This is a genomic window from Streptomyces sp. NPDC111628, assembly GCF_055635195.1.
The window spans coordinates 649123-667485 of the sequence record NZ_JBVKBZ010000004.1; the positions used below are offsets into that span (position 1 = coordinate 649123).

Consider the following 18363-nt stretch of genomic DNA (forward strand, 5'->3'; position numbering starts at 1 on the left):
CGCACTTGTAGTGCACGTACTCCTGCCGAGTGTAGGCACGTCGCGGCATTCTGGGGACACGAAGAGTGAAACCGTAAAGGGAGGGGAAAGCGGTGGAAGCACGGCACTCGGCGCTCTGCGTCGAAGGAGCGGAGGACACGGTGAAAGAATTGCGCGCGGCGCTCGCGGAGGCAGGAATTATTCTGCCCTCACTCGGGCTCGACCCGGTGAGTCTTGCGCGGGAGGCACCCTGCCCGCTTGTCGAATTGGGCCGGTGTTCCGTGGAGACCGCGCAGCGCCTCGCGGCGGTGCTGCGGTGACTACGACGCCGCCCGTCGGGGTCTACGCGGTGGACATCCGCAGTGGCCGGGTCGGGATCGTCATGGGACACGAAGGGCCGTACGTGCAGATGCGGCCGTACGGCGGAGGTCGGGAGTGGGACGCCGAGCCGGGTGACGTACGCCACGCCACCGCGTCCGAGCGGCTCAGCGCGGCGACGGCGTACACCAACGCCCGAAGCCGTGGCGAGGTGCCTTGAAGGATGCGCGAGAATGGGCGGCATGAGTCTGTTCCGCGACGACGGCATCGTGCTGCGCACCCAGAAGCTGGGTGAGGCGGACCGGATCATCACGTTGCTCACGCGCGGTCACGGGCGCGTACGCGCCGTGGCGCGCGGGGTGCGGCGCACGAAGTCGAAGTTCGGCGCGCGGCTGGAGCCGTTCTCGCACGTGGACGTGCAGTTCTTCTCGAAGGGCAGCGAGCTGGTCGGGCGCGGGCTGCCGCTGTGCACGCAGAGTGAGACGATCGCGCCCTACGGCGGCGGGATCGTCACCGACTACGCGCGGTACACCGCGGGGACCGCCATGCTGGAGACGGCCGAGCGGTTCACCGACCACGAGGGCGAGTCGGCGGTGCAGCAGTACCTGCTGCTCGTGGGCGCGCTCAGGACCCTCGCCCGGGGCGAGCACGCGCCGACGCTGGTGCTGGACGCGTTCCTGCTGCGCTCGCTGGCCGTGAACGGGTACGCCCCGACCTTCGGGGACTGCGCGAAGTGCGGTCTGCCCGGTCCCAACCGGTTCTTCTCGGTCGGCTCGGGCGGCTCCGTCTGCGTCGACTGCCGGGTGCCCGGCAGCGTCGTACCCTCGCCGCAGGCCCTGGAACTGCTGGGGGCGCTGCTTGCGGGAGACTGGGGTACGGCGGACGCGGCCGAACCGCGGTACGTGCGGGAGGGGAGCGGACTGGTCTCCGCCTACCTGCACTGGCACCTGGAGCGGGGACTTCGCTCCCTGCGGTACGTCGAGAAGTAGAAGTAGGAGAGAACCGATATGGCCGTACGCGGGATTCTGGGGCGGCAGCGCCGGGAGTACAGGACGCCGGAGCCGCACCCCTCCGGCGCGCGGCCCCCGAAGCTCGGTGACCTGGTTCCGGGGCACGTGGCGATCGTCATGGACGGCAACGGGCGCTGGGCCAAGGAGCGCGGGCTGCCGCGCACCGAGGGGCACAAGGTCGGTGCCGAGCAGGTCATGGACGTGCTCCAGGGCGCGATCGAGATGGGCGTCGGGAACATCTCCCTGTACGCCTTCTCCACCGAGAACTGGAAGCGCTCGCCGGAAGAGGTGCGCTTCCTGATGAACTTCAACCGCGACTTCATCCGCAAGTCCCGCGACACCCTCGACGAGCTGGGGGTGCGGGTGCGCTGGGCGGGGCGGATGCCCAGGCTGTGGAAGTCGGTGGCCAAGGAGCTCCAGGTCGCGCAGGAGCAGACCAAGGACAACGACCGGCTCACGCTGTACTTCTGCATGAACTACGGCGGGCGGGCCGAGATCGCCGACGCGGCGCAGGCCCTCGCGGAGGACGTGCGGGCCGGGAAGCTCGACCCGTCGAAGGTGAACGAGAAGACGCTCGCGAAGTACCTGTACTACCCGGACATGCCGGACGTGGACGTCTTCCTGCGGCCGAGCGGGGAGCAGCGCACGTCCAACTACCTGCTCTGGCAGAGCGCGTACGCGGAGATGGTCTTCCAGGACGTCCTGTGGCCCGACTTCGACCGGCGGGACCTGTGGCGGGCCTGCCTGGAGTTCGCCTCCCGGGACCGCCGCTTCGGCGGGGCCATCCCCAACGAGGAGCTGCTCGCCATGGAGGGCAAGCAGGCGTAGTGGCCTCCGCTGGGGCATGCTGACCGCATGTCCGAGTCCTCCGCCGCCCCGCGCGACCCCCGGCGTACCGCGGTGATGACGGTGCTCACGGTGCTCGCGGGCGCCGTGGACGCCGTCAGTTTCCTGACCATGGGCAAGGTCTTCTGCGCGCTCGCCACCGGCAACGTGCTGTTCCTGGCGTTCGCGCTGGCCGGCGAGGGCGACGTGCCGGTGGCGCGGCCCGCCACCGCCATCGGGGCGTTCCTGGTGGGGGCCGGTGCGGGGGCCGTGGTGCTGATGCGGGTCGCGGCGCGCGGGCGGTCGTGGTTCGCCGTCGGGCTGGCCGGCGAGGGCCTGCTGCTGGCGCTCGGCGGGGCCGTGGCGGTGGTGCGGCACGGTGGCGGAGCCGCCGCGGTGGGCGGGTCCGACCTGCTGGTCGTCGGGGCGGTCGCGCTGGCGATGGGGCTGCGCGCCGCCACCGCGCTGCGCCTGGACGTGCCGGGGATGCCGACGCTGCTGAGCCAGACCGCCATCGCCCGGCTGGTCAGTGACGTACTGAAGGAGCCGCGCGCGGCGCTGCGCGGCATGTCGCCCCGGCAGCGGCTGGCCAGGACGCGGTGGACGGCCACCGTGGCGGGGATCTTCGCGGGCGGTGTGCTGGGCACCCTGCTGCTGGTGCCGCTGGGCACCGGGCGGGCGCTGTTCGTCATTGCCGCCGTGGCGCTGCTCCTCGCGGCGGCACACCTGGCCGTACCGCCGAAGGAACTGAAGGAGCTGCGGGAGTCGCGGAAGCGGGGGGAGCGGCCGGGGCCGGCCGGGACGCAGCCGGCCGGGCCCGAGGCCCCCTAGGCGCCCGCCGCGGCGCAGTCGGCGCAGGTGCCGAAGATCTCCACCGTGTGCGCGACGTTGACGTAGCCGTGTTCCGCGGCGATGGCCTCGGCCCACTTCTCCACCGCCGGGCCCTCCACCTCGACGGCCTTGCCGCAGGCGCGGCAGACCAGGTGGTGGTGATGGTCGCCGGTGGAGCAGCGCCGGTAGACGGACTCGCCCTCGGCGGTGCGCAGGACGTCGACCTCGCCGGCGTCGGCGAGGGACTGCAGGGTGCGGTAGACCGTGGTGAGCCCGACCGCGTCGCCCTTGTGCTTGAGCATGTCGTGGAGCTCCTGTGCGCTGCGGAACTCCTCGACCTCCTGAAGGGCGGCCGACACGGCAGCCCGCTGCCGGGTGGCGCGGCCCTTCACGGGCGGTCCAGCGGTGGTCACTGGATTCCTCCTCACGTCTTCGCGGCTTGCCGGGCCATTGTGCCAGCCCGGTTCGCCCGCGGTCAGACGCCGACCTCGTCGGCGGCCCCCCTGGTGGCCGGAATCTTGCACTCCGCCGGATCCGCGGCGGGCCGCGCGGCGGCCAGTGCCCGCGCGCGTCGCCTGGCCAGCGGGGCGGCCAGCACGCTCAGCGCGATGAACGCGCCGATGGTGAGCAGCACGATCGTCGCGCCGGGCGGCACGTCCTGGTAGTACGACGTGACCGTGCCGCCGATCGTCACGCACACGCCGAGCGCGACGGAGACCGCGAAGGTGGCGGCGAAGCTGCGGGTGAGCTGCTGCGCGGCGGCCACCGGGACCACCATCAGCGCGGAGACCAGCAGCAGGCCGACGACGCGCATCGCGACCGTCACCGTGACCGCCGCCGTGACGGCCGTCAGCAGGTTCAGTACGCGCACCGGCAGGCCGGTGACCCGGGCGAACTCCTCGTCCTGGCTGACGGCGAACAGCTGGCGGCGCAGCCCGACGGTGACGAGGACCACGAAGGCGGCAAGGAGGCAGATCGCGGTCACGTCGGACTCGGAGACCGTCGACAGGGAGCCGAAGAGGTACGAGGTGAGGTTGGCGTTGGAGCCGCCCGGCGCGAGGTTGATGAACATCACGCCGCCCGCCATGCCGCCGTAGAAGAGCATGGCGAGGGCGATGTCGCCGCGGGTCTTGCCGTACCAGCGGATCAGCTCCATGAGGACCGCGCCGAGGACGGAGACCAGGGTCGCCATCCACACCGGGGACCAGGAGAGCAGGAAGCCGAGACCGACGCCGGTCATCGCCACGTGGCCGATGCCGTCGCCCATGAGGGCCTGGCGGCGCTGGACCAGGTAGATGCCGATGGCCGGGGCGGTGATGCCCACCAGGACGGCCGCGAGCAGCGCCCGCTGCATGAAGGCGTAGTTCAGGATTTCCATGGTCGTCGCCTTCTCAGCTCAGCAGGCCGGTGCGGATCGGTTCGGCGCCCGCCGGTGCGTGCGGGTGGACGTGGTCGTGGCCGGGCAGCGCGTGCTGGCCGACCGCCTCGGGCGGCGGGCCGTCGTGCAGGACGCAGCCGTCGCGGAGCACCACGGCCCGGTCGATCAGCGGCTCCAGCGGGCCCAGCTCGTGCAGGACGAGGAGGACGGTGGTGCCGGCCGCGACCTGCCCGCGCAGGGTCTCGGCCAGTACTTCCTGGCTGGCCAGGTCGACGCCCGCCATCGGCTCGTCCATGATCAGCAGTTCGGGTTCGGCGGCGAGCGCGCGGGCGATCAGCACGCGCTGGTGCTGGCCGCCGGAGAGGGCGTTCACCGAGTCCTTGGCGCGGTCCGCCATGCCGACCAGGTCGAGGGCGCGGCGTACGGCCTCGTGGTCGGCCTTGCGCAGGACGCCGAAGCGGGCCCGGGAGAGCCGGCCCGAGGAGACCACCTCGGTCACCGTGGCGGGGACGCCGCCCGCGGCCGTGGTGCGCTGCGGGACGTAGCCGACCCGCGCCCAGTCGCGGAAGCGGCGCCTGGGGGTGCCGAACAGTGCGATCTCGCCGGCCGTCACCGGCACCTGGCCGATGATCGTGCGTACGGCCGTGGACTTGCCCGAGCCGTTGGCGCCGAGCAGCGCGACCACCTGGCCGCGCCGCACGGTGAGGTCGATGCCGCGCAGGACGGGGCGTGAGCCCAGCTCGGCGCGGACGCCACGCAGGGATATGACGGACTCGTCGCTCACGATGTCCTCCGTAACGATCGAACGGGCCGGGCCGCCCGGTCGGGCTGCCCGGCCGGGCTGCTTACTTGGCGCCGAGGGCGGTTTCCAGCGCCTTGAGGTTGGCCTCCATGACCCCGACGTAGTCCTCGCCCTTGGACTTGTCGGTGATGCCCTCCAGCGGATCGAGGACGTCCGTCTTCAGGCCCGCGTCCTTGGCGAGGGTCTTCGCGGTCTTGTCGGACACCAGTGTCTCGTAGAAGACGGTGGTGACGCCGTCGGCCTTGGCCTCCTCCTGGAGCTCCTTGATCCGGGCGGGGCTGGGCTCGCTCTCCGGGTCGAGGCCGTTGATGGCCTCCTGGGTGAGGCCGTAGCGCTCGGCGAGGTAGCCGAAGGCGGCGTGGTTGGTGAAGAAGACCTTGGTGGCCGTGTTCTTCAGGCCGTCCTTGTACGCCGTGTCCAGGCCGCTCAGCTTCTTCGCCAGCGCCTCGGCGTTCTTGCGGTAGTCGTCGGCGTGGTCCGGGTCGGCCTTCTCGAAGGACTCGGCGACGCCCTGGGCGATCTCGGCGTACTTCACCGGGTCCAGCCAGACGTGCGGGTCGAGCGCGTGCTCGCCGCCCTCGGAGTGCTCCTCCTCGGCGTGCTCGTCCGCGTGCTCCTCGCCGCCGTGGTCGTGCTCCACGTTGCCGTGGTCCTCGAGCTTCGTCAGCGTGGCCGCGTCGATCTTGGTCTTCACGTCGGACTGGGCGATCGCCTCGTCCACGGCGGGCTGGAGGGACTTGAGGTAGAGCACCGCGTCCGCCTCGCCCATCTGCGCGGTCTGCTTGGCGCTCAGCTCCAGGTCGTGCGGCTCCTGGCCGGGCTCGGTGAGCGTGGTGACGTTCACGTGGTCCCCGCCGATCTGCTCGGCGAGGTACTCCATGGGGTAGAACGACGCGACGACGTCGAACTTGTCGGTATTGCCCGCTGCCGAGCTGTCGCTGGAGCAGGCGGAGAGGGTCCCGAGGCCGAGGGCGGTGGCCGCGGTGACTGCTATGCCGGATATGCGGCGTCGTCGTACGTTCATGACACCCATTTTCAACAAATATGGAAACCGTTGTCAACAAGCGGGCGATTCCGCAGCTGGGAGGCCCCGATTTGGCCGTGGGGCTGCCCACGCCGGTAACCTGAAGCATTCTCTGGAAGCATCTCGCTTCGTCGCCCGTCGTCGTAATGAAGAGAGCACCGTGGCCGCCGACAAGATCGACACCATCGTCAGCCTGAGCAAGCGCCGTGGCTTCGTATTTCCCTGCAGTGAGATCTACGGCGGTCAGAAGGCCGCCTGGGACTACGGACCGCTGGGTGTCGAGCTCAAGGAGAACCTCAAGCGCCAGTGGTGGCGCTACATGGTCACCTCGCGCGAGGACGTCGTCGGTCTCGACTCCTCCGTGATCCTGGCCCCCGAGGTCTGGGTGGCCTCCGGTCACGTCGCCACCTTCACGGACCCGCTGACCGAGTGCACCTCCTGCCACAAGCGCTTCCGCGCGGACCACCTGGAGGAGGCGTACGAGGAGAAGAAGGGCAAGGCTCCGGAGAACGGCCTCGCCGACCTCAACTGCCCCAACTGCGGCAACAAGGGCACCTTCACCGAGCCCAAGCAGTTCTCCGGTCTGCTCTCCACCCACCTCGGCCCGACCCAGGACAGCGGCTCCGTCGCCTACCTGCGGCCCGAGACCGCCCAGGGCATCTTCACCAACTTCGCCCAGGTGCAGACCACTTCGCGGCGCAAGCCGCCGTTCGGCATCGCCCAGATGGGCAAGTCCTTCCGCAACGAGATCACGCCCGGCAACTTCATCTTCCGCACCCGCGAGTTCGAGCAGATGGAGATGGAGTTCTTCGTCAAGCCGGGCGAGGACGAGAAGTGGCAGGAATACTGGATGGAGCAGCGCTGGAACTGGTACACGGGCCTTGGTCTCCGTGAGGAGAACATGCGCTGGTACGAGCACCCGGCCGAGAAGCTCTCCCACTACTCCAAGCGCACCGCCGACATCGAGTACCGCTTCTCCTTCGGCGGCAGCGAGTGGGGCGAGCTGGAGGGTGTCGCCAACCGGACCGACTACGACCTCTCCTCGCACGCCAAGGCCTCCGGCCAGGACCTCTCCTACTACGACCAGGAGGCCCAGGAGCGCTGGACGCCGTACGTCATCGAGCCGGCTGCCGGTGTCGGGCGCGCGATGCTCGCGTTCCTGCTCGACGCGTACATCGAGGACGAGGCGCCGAACGCCAAGGGCAAGCTGGAGAAGCGCACGGTGCTGCGGCTCGACCCGCGGCTGTCCCCGGTGAAGGTCGCCGTGCTGCCGCTGTCCCGCAACCCGGAGCTGTCGCCGAAGGCGAAGGGGCTCGCGCAGGCGCTGCGGCAGAACTGGAACATCGAGTTCGACGACGCGGGGGCGATTGGTCGCCGGTACCGGCGTCAGGACGAGATCGGGACGCCGTTCTGCGTGACCGTCGACTTCGACACGCTCGACGACAACGCGGTGACTGTGCGGGAGCGGGACACGATGAAGCAGGAACGCGTGTCGCTGGACCAGATCGAGGGGTACCTCGCCTCTCGGCTGGTTGGCTGCTGAACGTCCGTTCCGGTTGAGGTACCAGGGGGCTCCGCCCCCTGGACCCCCGGCCTATGCCCACCCACCACCCGACTCGGTCGGGAGGGGGGTGGGCGTTTCGGGTTTTCGGGGGCCCGGGTTTTCGGGGGTCCGGGGTCTCGGTTCGGGCTTCTCCGCTCGGTCTTCTCGGCTCAGCGGCCCTGTAGGGACTTCACGTTGTTGCCGAAGGTCCAGTTCTTCGAGCCGTCCCAGTTCAGGGACCAGGTCATCAGGCCCTTGAGGGAGCCGTTGTAGTGGTTCCAGGCCTGGGAGACCAGCGACGGTGCCATGTAGCCGCCGCCCGCGCCGGGCTGGGCGGGCAGGCCCGGGACCTGCTTGTCGTAGGGCACCCGGATCGTCGTGCCCTGGATGACCAGGCCCTTGTCCAGGCAGTCGGTCTGGGCGGTGAAGCCCTGCACGGTGCCGGCCGAGTAGGAGTCGCCGGAGCAGCCGTACATGCTGCCGTTGTAGTACTGCATGTTCAGCCACCACAGGCGGCCGTTGTCCGCGTACTTCTTGATGATCGGCAGGTACGCGCCCCAGATCGAGCCGTAGACGATGCTGCCGCCGGTGACGTACGCCGTCTCCGGGGCCATCGTCAGGCCGAAGTTCGAGGGCATGCGGGCCAGCACGCCGTCGATGATGCGGATCAGGTTGGACTGGGACGCGGAGAGCTGGTTGATGTTGCCGCTGCCGGTCAGGCCGGTCTCGATGTCGATGTCTATGCCGTCGAAGTTGTACGTCTTGAGGATCGGCACGATCGTGTCGACGAAACGGTCCGCGACCGCGGTCGAGTTGAGGTCGATACCGGCCGTCGCGCCGCCGATGGAGAGCAGGAGCGTCTGCCCGGACGCCTTGGCCGCGCACATCTCGGCGGGCGTCGCCACCTTCACGCCGCTGTCCATGCCGTCCTCCCACAGGGCCGTCCCGTCGGAGAGGATCACCGGGAAGGCCGCGTTGAGGACGTTGTAGCCGTGGGCGCCGATCTGGGGGTTGGTGATCGGGGTCCAGCCGAAGGGCGGGTGGACGCCGTTGGCGGCGCCGTCCCAGTTCTCCCAGTAGCCCTGGAGGACCTTGCCGGTGGGCTTCGACTTCACGGCGCAGGTGTCGGCGGCGGCGCCGGCCGGGGCGGCCTCCCCGGGGGCCGCCGACGCGGTGGCGACTCCCAGCGGGACCAGAACGGTGGCCGCCAGTGCGGCGGCCAGTAGACGGATCTTGCGGCGGATCATGCCGGGCCTCCCGGTGGGGGATCGGTGAGGGAGCTCGCTCGAATGTCGTAGGCATGACAGTGCTGTGGTCCAGACCTTTCGTCAAGAGGTCTGGACCAAGAAGCGGGTACGGCTCAGCGGGGCGTCAGTCGATCGTCCGGGGCAGGCGCAGGGCCAGCAGGCCGGTCAGCGCCACCGCCGCCAGCTGGACCAGCAGCGTCGTCACCAGGGCGTCCCGCATGCCCTTGTCCGGGGTCAACGACAGGAACAGGGTGCCCAGGGTGGCCACGCCCAGGGCCAGCGAGGACTGCTGGGTGGTGATCATGACGCCGCTGCCGACGCCCGCGCGTACCGCCGGGACCTCCGACAGGACGACCCGGAAGATGACGGGGAGCTGGAGCGCCTGGCCCGCCCCCGCGACCGCCGCGCCCGGCAGGAGTTCCACCAGGCCGAGGTCGGGCCAGGAGCGCCACGCGGCCAGCGTCATCAGGGCCAGGCCCACCCCCTGGAGGGCGGCGCCGGTGGGCACGACGCGGGTGCCGTAGCGGGCGACCAGCCGGGGACCGGCGAGGGAGAAGAGGAAGAACACCACCGCCAGCGGTGCCAGGGCCAGGCCCGCGGCCACCGGGCCCAGGCCCGCGCCCTGCTGCAACGCCACCGCGATGACGAACATGAAGCCGCTGAAGCCGATCGAGAACGGCACGATGAGCAGGAGGCCGCGGCGCAGCGAGACGATCGCGAACAGGCTCGGGGGGACGAGGGGCGTACGGCCGGCCCGGTCGGCCCGGCGCTCCACCGCGTAGAACGCCGCCGCCGCGCACGGGAACGCCGCCAGCGACAGCCACGTCCACAGCGGCCAGCCCGCCGCCCGGCCCTCGGTCAGCGGGACCAGCAGGGTCAGGATCGAGGCGGCCAGCAGGAAGGTGCCGGGGACGTCCACCGGCTCGGGGCGCGCGGAGCGGGTCTCCGGGACCGCGCGGGCGGCGAGGAGGAGGCCCACGAGGACGACCGGGACGTTCACCAGGAAGACGGAACGCCAGCCGGTGCCCGCGATGTCGGCGGCCACGAGGACGCCGCCGAGGATCTGGCCGGCCACCATCGACAGGCCGGCCGTGGCCCCGTACAGGCCCATGGCCTTCGCGCGCCGGGGACCGGACGTGGTCGCCTGGATGGTCGCCAGCACCTGCGGCAGCATCGCGGCGGCCGAGGCGCCCTGCGCCACCCGTGCCGCCACCAGCGACCAGGCGTCCGGTGCCAGGCCGCAGGCCAGTGAGGTCAGCCCGAAGGCCGCCATGCCGCCCAGGAACAGGCGGCGCCGGCCGAAGAGGTCGCCGAGCCGGCCGCCGAGGACCAGCAGTACGGCGTACGCCACCCCGTATCCGGCGACGACCAGTTCCAGGACCGCCTCACTCGCGGAGAGGTCCGCGCCGATGGTGGGCAGGGCGACGTTGACGATGAAGAAGTCGACGAGCGGGAGTGCCGCGGCCAGCAGCACCGTGAAGAGCCCGAGGCCGCCGAGCGCGGGCGGCGCTTTTGGGGTGCCCGGACGGACGGGACGTGAAGTGATGGTTTCGGTCACGTGGTCGAGGCTGCGACTCTTTCCAGAGTGGTACCAGAGTCTTCTTATGCTGGTAGTAGGAGTACCTGGCAACAGGCTTCCGGGCGCGGCACCCTGGAGGCATGACGATGATGACGGGTCAGGAGACGGTGGCGCAGGTCCCGCCCCGGGACACCGGCTCGGAGATCCGGCGCCACGAACTCGCCGCCTTCCTGCGCAGCCGCCGCGAGCGCATCGCGCCCGAGCAGGTCGGGCTGCCCCGCGGACGCCGCCGCCGGACCCCGGGGCTGCGGCGCGAGGAGGTCGCCCAGCTCTCGGCCGTCGGCGTCACCTGGTACACCTGGCTGGAGCAGGCCCGGGACATCCAGGTCTCCGTGCAGGTTCTCGACGCCCTCGCCCGCGCCCTGCTGCTCGACCCCACCGAGCGCGCCCACCTCTTCCAGCTGGCGGGGTCCGTCGACCCGACGCCCGCGACCGACTGCCCGGCCATCACGCCGGGGGTGCGGGCCCTGCTGGAGCAGTTCGAGCCGTACCCCGCCTGCGTGCAGAACAGCCGGTACGACATCCTCGCCCACAACCGGACGTACGGATTGCTGCTGTGCGACCTGGCCGCGGTGCCGCCCGAGGACCGCAACTGCATGGTCCTCTGCTTCACCCACGAGGACTGGGGGTCCTCCATCGTCCATCTGGAGGAGACCCAGCGGCTGATGGCGGCCCGGTTCCGCGCCACGATGGCCGGTCATCTCGCCGAGCCCGCCTGGAAGATGCTGCTCAAGCGGCTGCGCACCCAGTCGCCCGCCTTCCGCGAGGCCTGGGAGCGGCACGAGGTGGTCGCGCACCGCGGCAAGCGCAAGGAGTTCCTCAACCGGCACGTCGGCCGGATCCGCGTCGACCACACCGACCTGTGGCTCGGACCGGAACCGGGGCCCCGGATGGTGACCTACGCACCGGCCGACGAGAAGTCCCGGGAGCGGCTGGAGAAGCTGCACGCGATCGCCCTGGAGCGGGAGCCGACCGCGTCGGGATGAGCGCCCGAAGTGCGGGAACCCGGGGAAATGCGGAAGGTGATGTTCCCGGGGTTTCCCAGGGTTGCACAGCCCGGGGTTCCCACAGCACGGACAGGGCGAGGACGAACAGTCATGGCTGAGCAGAAGTCGGCGCGGACACTCCCGCGGCCGTTGCACGCGGCCGCTTCGGCGGTGCGGAAGGTGCCGGGTGCCGGGACGGTGGGCAGGGCCGCCGAGGGCGCGCTGGACAGGATCGGGGCGGTGTCGCCGCGCGGGCGGCGCGTGCTCGTCTACACGGGCGCCGGGGCGCTGGGCGTCGCCGGACTGGTGGAGTGGCCGGTCGCGGTCACCGGGGCGGCGGTGGCCTGGCTGACGCAGCCGCGCGGGCAGGACGGGCGGGGCGGCGACGGGAGCGCGGCGAAGGGCGGGGACACGGGAGCGGCCGGGGCCCGGGGTGCCGCCGACACCAAGCCTGCCCGGACGTCGGCCAGGAAGACCACCAGCAGGGCGGCCACGGCGAAGTCCGCAACGGCGAAGACGGCTGCGACGAAGGCCGCCACGGCGAAGACGGCTGCGACGAAGGCCGCCACGGGGAAGACGGCTGCGGCGAAGACGGCCGGGACGGCCACCCCCGCCAAGTCGGCCGCGGCGAAGCGGACCACCGGCGCCAGGAAGGCCGCCAAGTCCACGACCACCAGGTCCACGGCCGCCAAGTCCGCGGCCACCAGGTCCACGGCGGCGAAGTCCGCCGCCGCGAGGAAGTCGCCCGCCAAGAAGTCCGCCGCGAAGAAGACCGCGTCCCCCACCCGGGCCAAGAGCCAGTCGGGGACCAAGGCGTCCTCGAGCCGGCCCTCCTCCTCGGGCGGCAGCCGGAGCGGGAGCCGCAGCCGCAAGACGGCCGCCGCGTCGCGCACCCGCACGTCCGGCTGAGGGAGAGCGATGGCCGGCGGACTGCTCACGCGTTCCCAGGACGCCGTCACGGGCTTCGTGCTGGCCGGGCCCCGGCTGCTCGCGCGCGGCACCGCGCCCGCGGTGGGCGCCGCGGCCGGGGCGGCGGCGGGCACCGCGCGGGCCGGTGTGCGCGGCGCCGACTTCGCGGCACGGGCGGCACGGGTGGCCCGCGCCGCGCTGCCCGGCGGATCGCGGGACTGGCGGGCCGGACCCCGGGCGCACCTCGCGCTGCGGCCGGTCGCGGGGGACGAGGTGCGCCGGGCGGGCGGTACGGAGCGGGTGGGACGGCGGGTGGCGGCGGCACTGGCCGAGCACCCGGACGTGCTGCTCGCCTACTGGGACACCGGTCTCGCCAGACTGGTGGTGACCGCGACCGGGGACACGCTCACCGACCGCGTCGTGGACCACGCCACCGAACTCGCCGAACGCCACGGACTCACCCGGGCGGACCAGTCCGCCGCCACGGGTTCGAACGTCCCGGACGATCTGGTGGACGAGCCGGACCACCCAGGCGACCCGGCCCCGGTGCGCGTCGCCGCGGCCGCGCTCGGCGCCGACGTGCTGGGCATCGCCGCCGCCGTGACCGGCGCGCGGCTGCGGCTGCCGCCCTCACCCCGCCTGGTCACCGCCGTAGCGACGCTGCTGCGCGAGAACCCGGCCTTCCGCGCCTGGCTGCGCGAGCGGCTCGGCGACCACCGCATGGACGTGGCGCTGGCCGCCGCCAACGCCGCCGTCCACGGCGCCGGGCAGAGCCCCACCTCACTGGTGCTCGACGGGGCGCTGCGCGTGTGCCAGCTGACGGAGGCGGTGGCGCGGGGGGCCGCCTTCGAGGTCGTGCACGACCGGTTGTGCGTCCCCGGCCGCGACAGCCTGCCCGCCGTCCCGGCCCTGCGTCCGCCGCCGCGCACCTCCCGGGCCCAGGACTACGCCGCCCACGCCTCGGCGGGCAGTGTGGCGGGCGCCGCCGCGACCCTGCTGGTCAAGCACGACCTGGCGGAGGCGGCGGAGGCGGTGCTCGCCGGTTCGCCCAAGGCCGCCCGCTACGGGCCCGCCGCCTTCCACGCCGTACTGAGCGCCGCGCTGTCCCGCACGGGTGTGCTGGTGCGCGATCCCGGGCGGCTGCGGCAGCTGGAGATGGCCCGCACGGTCGTCCTGCACCCCAGCGCGCTGCGGGTGCCGGACGCGGGCGCGGACCCGTGGACCGAGGACGTGCTGGACGCGGCGCGGCGCGCGGGGCTGCGGGTGGTCATGGTCGAGGACCCGGCACTGGCCGACTTCACCGGCCTCGCCGACCAGGTCGTCGGCGCCGGACGCCCGCTCGCGGACGTCGTGGCCGGACTGCGCGAAGAGGGCGGCGTCGTCACCGTCGTACGGCCGCTGCCCGGCGACGACGGGTCCGTGTCGGCCGGGCTGCTCGCCGGGGACGTGGCCGTCGCGCTGGCCGACGGGGACTGCCCGGTGGCGTGGGGCGCGGACGTGCTCGCGCCGCAGGGGCTCGCCGACGTGTGGCGGGTGCTGCGGGCGGTGCCGGTCGCGCGTGCGGTCGGGCGCCGGTCGCAGACACTGGCCCGGTCCGGGGCCGCGCTGTCCGGACTGCTGGTCGCGGTCGGCGAGGCGCGCGGCAGGAGCCGGGGCGGCGTGTCGTCGCTGCTGGGAATGCGGCACGCGCCGGTCGACGCGAGCGCGGCGCTGGCCCTGCTGTCCGGCACCCGGGCGGCGATCGGCGTGGCGACGGCCCGCGCCCCGCACCCCCGGGCCCGGGTCGCCTGGCACGCGCTGGACCCGGAGGACGTACGGGACCGGCTGGAGCGGGAGCGCGAACCCGAGCCGACCGTGGAGCAGGCCACGGCCCGGCTGCGGGCGGCCGCCGACCGGGCGGGCCGGGTGCCCGTGCTGGCCCCGGTCCGCTGGTCGTGGCAGCTGGCCCGGGCCGTACGCGGCGAACTGGACGACCCGCTCACCCCGGTTCTCGCGGTCGGTTCGGCCGCCTCCGCGATCCTCGGATCGGTCGTCGACGCGCTGCTCGTGGTCGGCGCCCTCGACCTGAACGCGCTGGTCGGCGGCTTCCAGCGGCTGCGCGCCGAGCGGGCGCTGTCCGGGCTGCTGGCGGAGCAGAAGCAGAAGGCCCGGGTCACCGAGGAGCAACTCGACCCGGACACCGCGGAGTTCGCGACGGAGGGCGAGCCGCGGATCGTGGACGCGGCCAAGCTGCATCCGGGCCACGTGATCGAGCTGAAGGCGGACGACGTGGTGCCCGCCGACGCGCGGTTGCTGTGGGAGGACGGTCTGGAGGTGGACGAGTCCGCGCTGACCGGTGAGTCGCTGCCGGTGGACAAGTGCGTGGACCCGGCACCCCGCGCCCCGGTGGCGGAGCGGTACTGCATGGTCTTCGAGGGCACGACCGTGGTGGCCGGGCGGGCCCGCGCCGTCGTCGTCGACACCGGCGACCACACCGAGGCGGCGCGCGCGGTCGCGCTGGCGGCCCGCACGCCGTCGGCGGCCGGAGTGCAGGCCAGGCTCCAGGAGCTGACCCGCAAGGCGCTGCCGCTCACCCTGGCGGGCGGCGCCGCGGTGACGGGGCTCTCGCTGCTGCGCGGGGCGCCGATCCGGCAGGCCGTCGCCGGTGGGGTGTCGGTGGCGGTGGCCGCCGTGCCCGAGGGACTGCCGCTGGTGGCGACCGTGGCCCAGCTCGCGGCGGCCCGCCGGCTGAGCCGCCGGGGCGTCCTGGTGCGCACCCCGCGCACGCTGGAGGCGCTCGGCCGGATGGACACCGTCTGCTTCGACAAGACGGGTACCCTCACCGAGAACCGGCTGCGGCTGTCCCGGGTCGCGGGCACCGACGGCACGGTCCGCCGGGCGGGCGACCCGGAGACCGCCGACACCGTACGGACCGCCGCGCGCGCCTGCCCCCGGCTGGACGGCGACGGCGCCCGGCCCACGCACGCCACCGACGAGGCCGTCCTGGACGCGGCCGGGGACGATCCCGGGTGGACGCAGGAGGAGGGTCTGCCCTTCGAGACCTCCCGCGGCTACGCCGCCGCCGTCGGACGTGAGGACGGGACCGGCCCCGCCGTGCTGGTGGTCAAGGGCGCGCCGGAGACGGTGCTGCCCGCCTGCGCCGGCCTGCCCGCGCACGCCCTGGAGACGGCGCAGCGGCTGGCTGGACACGGACTGCGCATCATCGCGGTGGCGCGGCGGACCCTGACGCAGGGCGAGAAGGCCGCCGACGTGCTCGAACAGCCGCCGTCGAAGCTGGAGTTCGCCGGACTGCTGGCGCTCGCCGACGTGGCCCGCGAGACCTCCCCGGCGCTGGTGCGCGGGCTGCGCGAGGCGGGCGTACGGCCCGTGGTGCTGACCGGCGACCATCCGCAGACCGCCCACGCCATCGCCGTCGACCTGGGCTGGCCCGAGGACGCGGTCGTGGTCACCGGTGACGAACTCGCCGCCGCCGACCGCACCGCCCGCTCCCGGATGCTGCGCGACGCGGACGTCGTGGCCCGGGTGGCGCCCGAGCAGAAGCTCCAGGTCGTCGAGTCGCTGCGGGACGCCGGGCGGGTCGTCGGCATGGTCGGCGACGGCGCCAACGACGCCGCCGCGATCCGGGCCGCCGACATCGGCGTCGGCATCAGCGCCCGCGGCTCGGCCGCCGCCCGCAACGCCGCCGACCTGGTGGTCACGGGCGACGACCTGCTCGTGCTGGTGGAGGCCGTGCGCGAGGGACGTGCCCTGTGGCACAGCGTCGCCGACGCCATCGCCATCCTGATCGGCGGCAACGCGGGCGAGGTCGGCTTCGGCATCCTCGGCACGGTGCTGGGCGGCGCCGCCCCGCTGTCCACCCGCCAGATGCTGCTGGTCAACCTGTTCACCGACCTGTTCCCGGCGATGGCCGTGGCGGTGACGAAGACCGGGGACCCGGAGCAGGAGGCCGCCGACGCGGGCGCGCCGCTGGGCACGGCGGTGCTGGGCGAGCCCCTGCTCCGGCAGATCCGGCACCGGGCCCTGACCACGGCGCTCGGGGCGACCGCGGCCTGGCTGTTCGGCCGCTTCACGCCGGGTACGCGGCGCCGCTCGACGACCATGGCCCTGTGCGCGGTCGTCGGCACCCAGCTCGCCCAGACCCTCGCCGACCGCCGCGACAGCCGCCTGGTCCAGGTCACGTCCCTCGGCTCGGCCGCCGCCCTGGTCGCTCTCGTCCAGACGCCGGGCGCCAGCCGCCTCTTCGGCTGCACCCCGCTGGGCCCGGTCGCCTGGACGGGCGTGGCCGCGGCCATCGTGCTGGCGCTGGCAGGACAGCGGGCGCTGCCGGGGATGGAGGACGCGGTGATGAAGTACTGGCCGAAGGTGGCGGAACGGCTGCCGCAGGCGGTGCGCTGAGACGGGGCGCCGAGACCGGCCTCCGCCCGCGGGGGACGCTCACGTCCCCGCCCGCACCGCCTCCCGCACCTCCGGCGACTCCAGACGTTCCGCCGTCCGCTCCGCCGTGCGGTGGGCCCAGCGGCCGCTCGTGACGGCGCCGAGGACGAGGACCGCGAGGCCGCAGGCGGCCAGGATCCACCAGCCGGGGCGGGCGGCGGAGACGAAGGTCTCGCGGTACGAGGACGCGCCCACGCCCGCCGCCAGCACCGCGCCGACCACCGCCACGCCGAGGGTCTGGCCCAGCTGGCGGCTGGTGGAGGCGACGGCCGCGGCGACCCCGGCCTGGGCCCGGGGCATGCCGGAGACCGCGGTGTTGGTGATGGGCGCGTTGACGAAGCCGAAGCCGATGCCGAACAGGACGTAGCCGACGAAGAGCGTGACGTCGGAGGTCTCGGCCTCGAAGGCGGCGAACAGCGTCCCGCTCACGGTCAGCGCGCCGCCCGCGATCAGCAGGGGCAGGCGCGGTCCCCGGCTGCCGACCAGCCGGCCGGCGAGCGGGGCGCACAGGAAGGTCGGGACGGCCATCGGCAGCATCCACAGGCCGGCCTCCAGGGCGCTCAGTCCGCGCACGTTCTGGAGATACAGCGTGGACAGGAACAGGAAGCCGCCCAGTGCGGCGAACGCACTGATCGCTATGACGGTGGCCCCGCTGAACGGCGCCGACCGGAAGAAGCGCAGCTCGATGAGGGGGTCGGCGCGACGCGGCTCGTGGAAAAGCAGACCGAGCAGCGCGGCGAGCGCCAGTACCGCGAAGGGCAGCACGGTGACGAACCCGGCGTTCGGCGCCTCGATGATCGCGTAGGTCAGGGAGGCGAACAGCACGATCACCATCAGCTGGCCCAGCGGGTCGGGGCGCCGGGCCTTCGGCGCGCGGGACTCGGGGACGAAGCGGAGGGTGAGCAGGAGGGCAGCCAGGCCCACCGGCAGATTGACCCAGAAGATCGAGCGCCAGCCGACCGACTCCACCAGCACCCCGCCCACCAGGGGACCGGCGGCCATGGAGATGCCGACCACCGCACCCCAGACGCCGATCGCGCGGGCGCGTTCGCGCGGGTCGGTGAAGGTGTTGGTGATGATCGACATCGCCACCGGGTTGAGCATCGAACCGCCCACCGCCTGCATCATCCGGAAGACGATCAGCGAGGACAGGTCGGGGGCCAGCGAGCACAGCAGCGAGCCGAGGGTGAAGATCACCAGGCCGGTCATGAAGACCCGCTTGCGGCCGATCCGGTCGGCGGTGGAGCCGGACAGCATCAGCAGCGCGGCCAGTACCAGCGTGTACGCGTCGATGGCCCACTGCAGGCCCGACGTGCTCGCGTGCAGGTCGCGCTGCATGGAGGGGAGGGCGACGTTGAGGATCGTGTTGTCGATACTCACGATCAGCAGGCTCATGCAGCAGATGGCGAGCACGAGCATGCGGCGGCGATGGGTGAGCTCGGGCATGAACTCCAGCCTACGCCTACTTCGATAGTGCGTCTAACTAATGACCGATGCA

At 72.9% G+C, this 18363-nt stretch carries 16 protein-coding genes; 8 read left to right on the top strand and 8 right to left on the bottom strand.

The window, feature by feature from the left end:
- The first annotated feature begins 92 nt into the window (after positions 1-92).
- Genes ACZ7MF_RS24880 through ACZ7MF_RS24900 form a run of 5 tightly spaced genes read left to right on the top strand, consistent with a single transcriptional unit; the run spans position 93 to position 2963 of the window.
- Complete coding sequence (locus ACZ7MF_RS24880; RefSeq protein WP_361000689.1) at positions 93-299, top strand: hypothetical protein; 207 nt, start codon at positions 93-95, stop codon at positions 297-299.
- Positions 296-517, top strand: a complete 222-nt coding sequence (locus tag ACZ7MF_RS24885; RefSeq protein WP_356860651.1) for a hypothetical protein — start codon at positions 296-298, stop codon at positions 515-517. The genes ACZ7MF_RS24880 and ACZ7MF_RS24885 overlap by 4 nt, the downstream gene beginning before the upstream one ends.
- 22 nt (positions 518-539) lie before the next feature.
- Positions 540-1286, top strand: coding sequence for a DNA repair protein RecO (gene recO / locus ACZ7MF_RS24890; RefSeq protein WP_471479843.1), 747 nt, complete (start codon positions 540-542; stop codon positions 1284-1286).
- Between the two features lie 18 nt (positions 1287-1304).
- The gene (locus ACZ7MF_RS24895; protein ID WP_471479844.1) at positions 1305-2135 is read left to right on the top strand and encodes an isoprenyl transferase; all 831 of its coding nucleotides are present in this window, start codon (positions 1305-1307) and stop codon (positions 2133-2135) included.
- Between the two features lie 27 nt (positions 2136-2162).
- Positions 2163-2963, top strand: coding sequence for a YoaK family protein (locus ACZ7MF_RS24900; RefSeq protein ID WP_471479846.1), 801 nt, complete (start codon positions 2163-2165; stop codon positions 2961-2963).
- Here ACZ7MF_RS24900 and ACZ7MF_RS24905 read toward each other — a convergent pair.
- The 4 genes from ACZ7MF_RS24905 to ACZ7MF_RS24920 all read right to left on the bottom strand — a co-directional run bounded on the left by ACZ7MF_RS24905 (position 2960) and on the right by ACZ7MF_RS24920 (position 6167).
- Positions 2960-3376: a Fur family transcriptional regulator gene (locus ACZ7MF_RS24905; protein WP_328560358.1), complete on the bottom strand. Its 417-nt coding sequence runs from the start codon at positions 3374-3376 to the stop codon at positions 2960-2962. The two genes, ACZ7MF_RS24900 and ACZ7MF_RS24905, sit on opposite strands and share 4 nt — an antisense overlap.
- 62 nt (positions 3377-3438) lie before the next feature.
- Entirely contained in the window at positions 3439-4341 is a 903-nt protein-coding gene (locus ACZ7MF_RS24910; protein WP_471479848.1) for a metal ABC transporter permease, read from the bottom strand.
- 13 nt (positions 4342-4354) lie between these two features.
- Entirely contained in the window at positions 4355-5125 is a 771-nt protein-coding gene (locus ACZ7MF_RS24915; protein ID WP_471479850.1) for a metal ABC transporter ATP-binding protein, read from the bottom strand.
- Positions 5126-5186: 61 nt separating this feature from the next.
- Positions 5187-6167 carry a zinc ABC transporter substrate-binding protein gene (locus tag ACZ7MF_RS24920; protein ID WP_471479851.1) on the bottom strand — a complete coding sequence of 327 codons (981 nt, stop codon included), beginning with the start codon at positions 6165-6167 and terminating at the stop codon, positions 5187-5189.
- A 160-nt stretch (positions 6168-6327) separates the two neighbouring features.
- Here ACZ7MF_RS24920 and ACZ7MF_RS24925 point away from each other — a divergent pair, with 160 nt between their 5' ends.
- Positions 6328-7710 carry a glycine--tRNA ligase gene (locus ACZ7MF_RS24925; protein ID WP_471479853.1) on the top strand — a complete coding sequence of 461 codons (1383 nt, stop codon included), beginning with the start codon at positions 6328-6330 and terminating at the stop codon, positions 7708-7710.
- 170 nt (positions 7711-7880) lie between these two features.
- Here the strand turns inward: ACZ7MF_RS24925 and ACZ7MF_RS24930 are convergent, their stop codons facing one another.
- Together ACZ7MF_RS24930 and ACZ7MF_RS24935 are read right to left on the bottom strand one after the other, a co-directional pair.
- Positions 7881-8957, bottom strand: a complete 1077-nt coding sequence (locus tag ACZ7MF_RS24930; RefSeq protein WP_471479854.1) for a chitinase — start codon at positions 8955-8957, stop codon at positions 7881-7883.
- Positions 8958-9081: 124 nt separating this feature from the next.
- Positions 9082-10515: an MFS transporter gene (locus tag ACZ7MF_RS24935; protein WP_471479856.1), complete on the bottom strand. Its 1434-nt coding sequence runs from the start codon at positions 10513-10515 to the stop codon at positions 9082-9084.
- A gap of 110 nt (positions 10516-10625) precedes the next feature.
- Between ACZ7MF_RS24935 and ACZ7MF_RS24940 the strand changes: the two genes are divergently transcribed.
- Complete coding sequence (locus tag ACZ7MF_RS24940) at positions 10626-11522, top strand: MmyB family transcriptional regulator (protein ID WP_471480122.1); 897 nt, start codon at positions 10626-10628, stop codon at positions 11520-11522.
- A gap of 269 nt (positions 11523-11791) precedes the next feature.
- Here the strand turns inward: ACZ7MF_RS24940 and ACZ7MF_RS24945 are convergent, their stop codons facing one another.
- Positions 11792-12460, bottom strand: a complete 669-nt coding sequence (locus ACZ7MF_RS24945; protein ID WP_471479858.1) for a hypothetical protein — start codon at positions 12458-12460, stop codon at positions 11792-11794.
- Here ACZ7MF_RS24945 and ACZ7MF_RS24950 point away from each other — a divergent pair.
- Positions 12441-16826 carry a cation-translocating P-type ATPase gene (locus ACZ7MF_RS24950; RefSeq protein WP_471479859.1) on the top strand — a complete coding sequence of 1462 codons (4386 nt, stop codon included), beginning with the start codon at positions 12441-12443 and terminating at the stop codon, positions 16824-16826. The genes ACZ7MF_RS24945 and ACZ7MF_RS24950 overlap by 20 nt on opposite strands.
- 39 nt (positions 16827-16865) lie before the next feature.
- Here ACZ7MF_RS24950 and ACZ7MF_RS24955 read toward each other — a convergent pair whose 3' ends face one another.
- Positions 16866-18311 carry an MFS transporter gene (locus tag ACZ7MF_RS24955; RefSeq protein ID WP_471479860.1) on the bottom strand — a complete coding sequence of 482 codons (1446 nt, stop codon included), beginning with the start codon at positions 18309-18311 and terminating at the stop codon, positions 16866-16868.
- Between the last annotated feature and the right edge of the window lie 52 nt (positions 18312-18363).

Bases quoted from the DNA above. Each gene is read 5' to 3' on its own strand.
- recO (WP_471479843.1), top strand. From the start codon at position 540: ATGAGTCTGTTCCGCGACGACGGCATCGTGCTGCGCACCCAGAAGCTG.
- ACZ7MF_RS24895 (WP_471479844.1), top strand. From the start codon at position 1,305: ATGGCCGTACGCGGGATTCTGGGGCGGCAGCGCCGGGAGTACAGGACG.
- ACZ7MF_RS24900 (WP_471479846.1), top strand. From the start codon at position 2,163: ATGTCCGAGTCCTCCGCCGCCCCGCGCGACCCCCGGCGTACCGCGGTG.
- ACZ7MF_RS24910 (WP_471479848.1), bottom strand. From the start codon at position 4,341: ATGGAAATCCTGAACTACGCCTTCATGCAGCGGGCGCTGCTCGCGGCC.
- ACZ7MF_RS24920 (WP_471479851.1), bottom strand. From the start codon at position 6,167: ATGAACGTACGACGACGCCGCATATCCGGCATAGCAGTCACCGCGGCC.
- ACZ7MF_RS24930 (WP_471479854.1), bottom strand. From the start codon at position 8,957: ATGATCCGCCGCAAGATCCGTCTACTGGCCGCCGCACTGGCGGCCACC.
- ACZ7MF_RS24940 (WP_471480122.1), top strand. From the start codon at position 10,626: ATGACGGGTCAGGAGACGGTGGCGCAGGTCCCGCCCCGGGACACCGGC.
- ACZ7MF_RS24950 (WP_471479859.1), top strand. From the start codon at position 12,441: ATGGCCGGCGGACTGCTCACGCGTTCCCAGGACGCCGTCACGGGCTTC.
- ACZ7MF_RS24955 (WP_471479860.1), bottom strand. From the start codon at position 18,311: ATGCCCGAGCTCACCCATCGCCGCCGCATGCTCGTGCTCGCCATCTGC.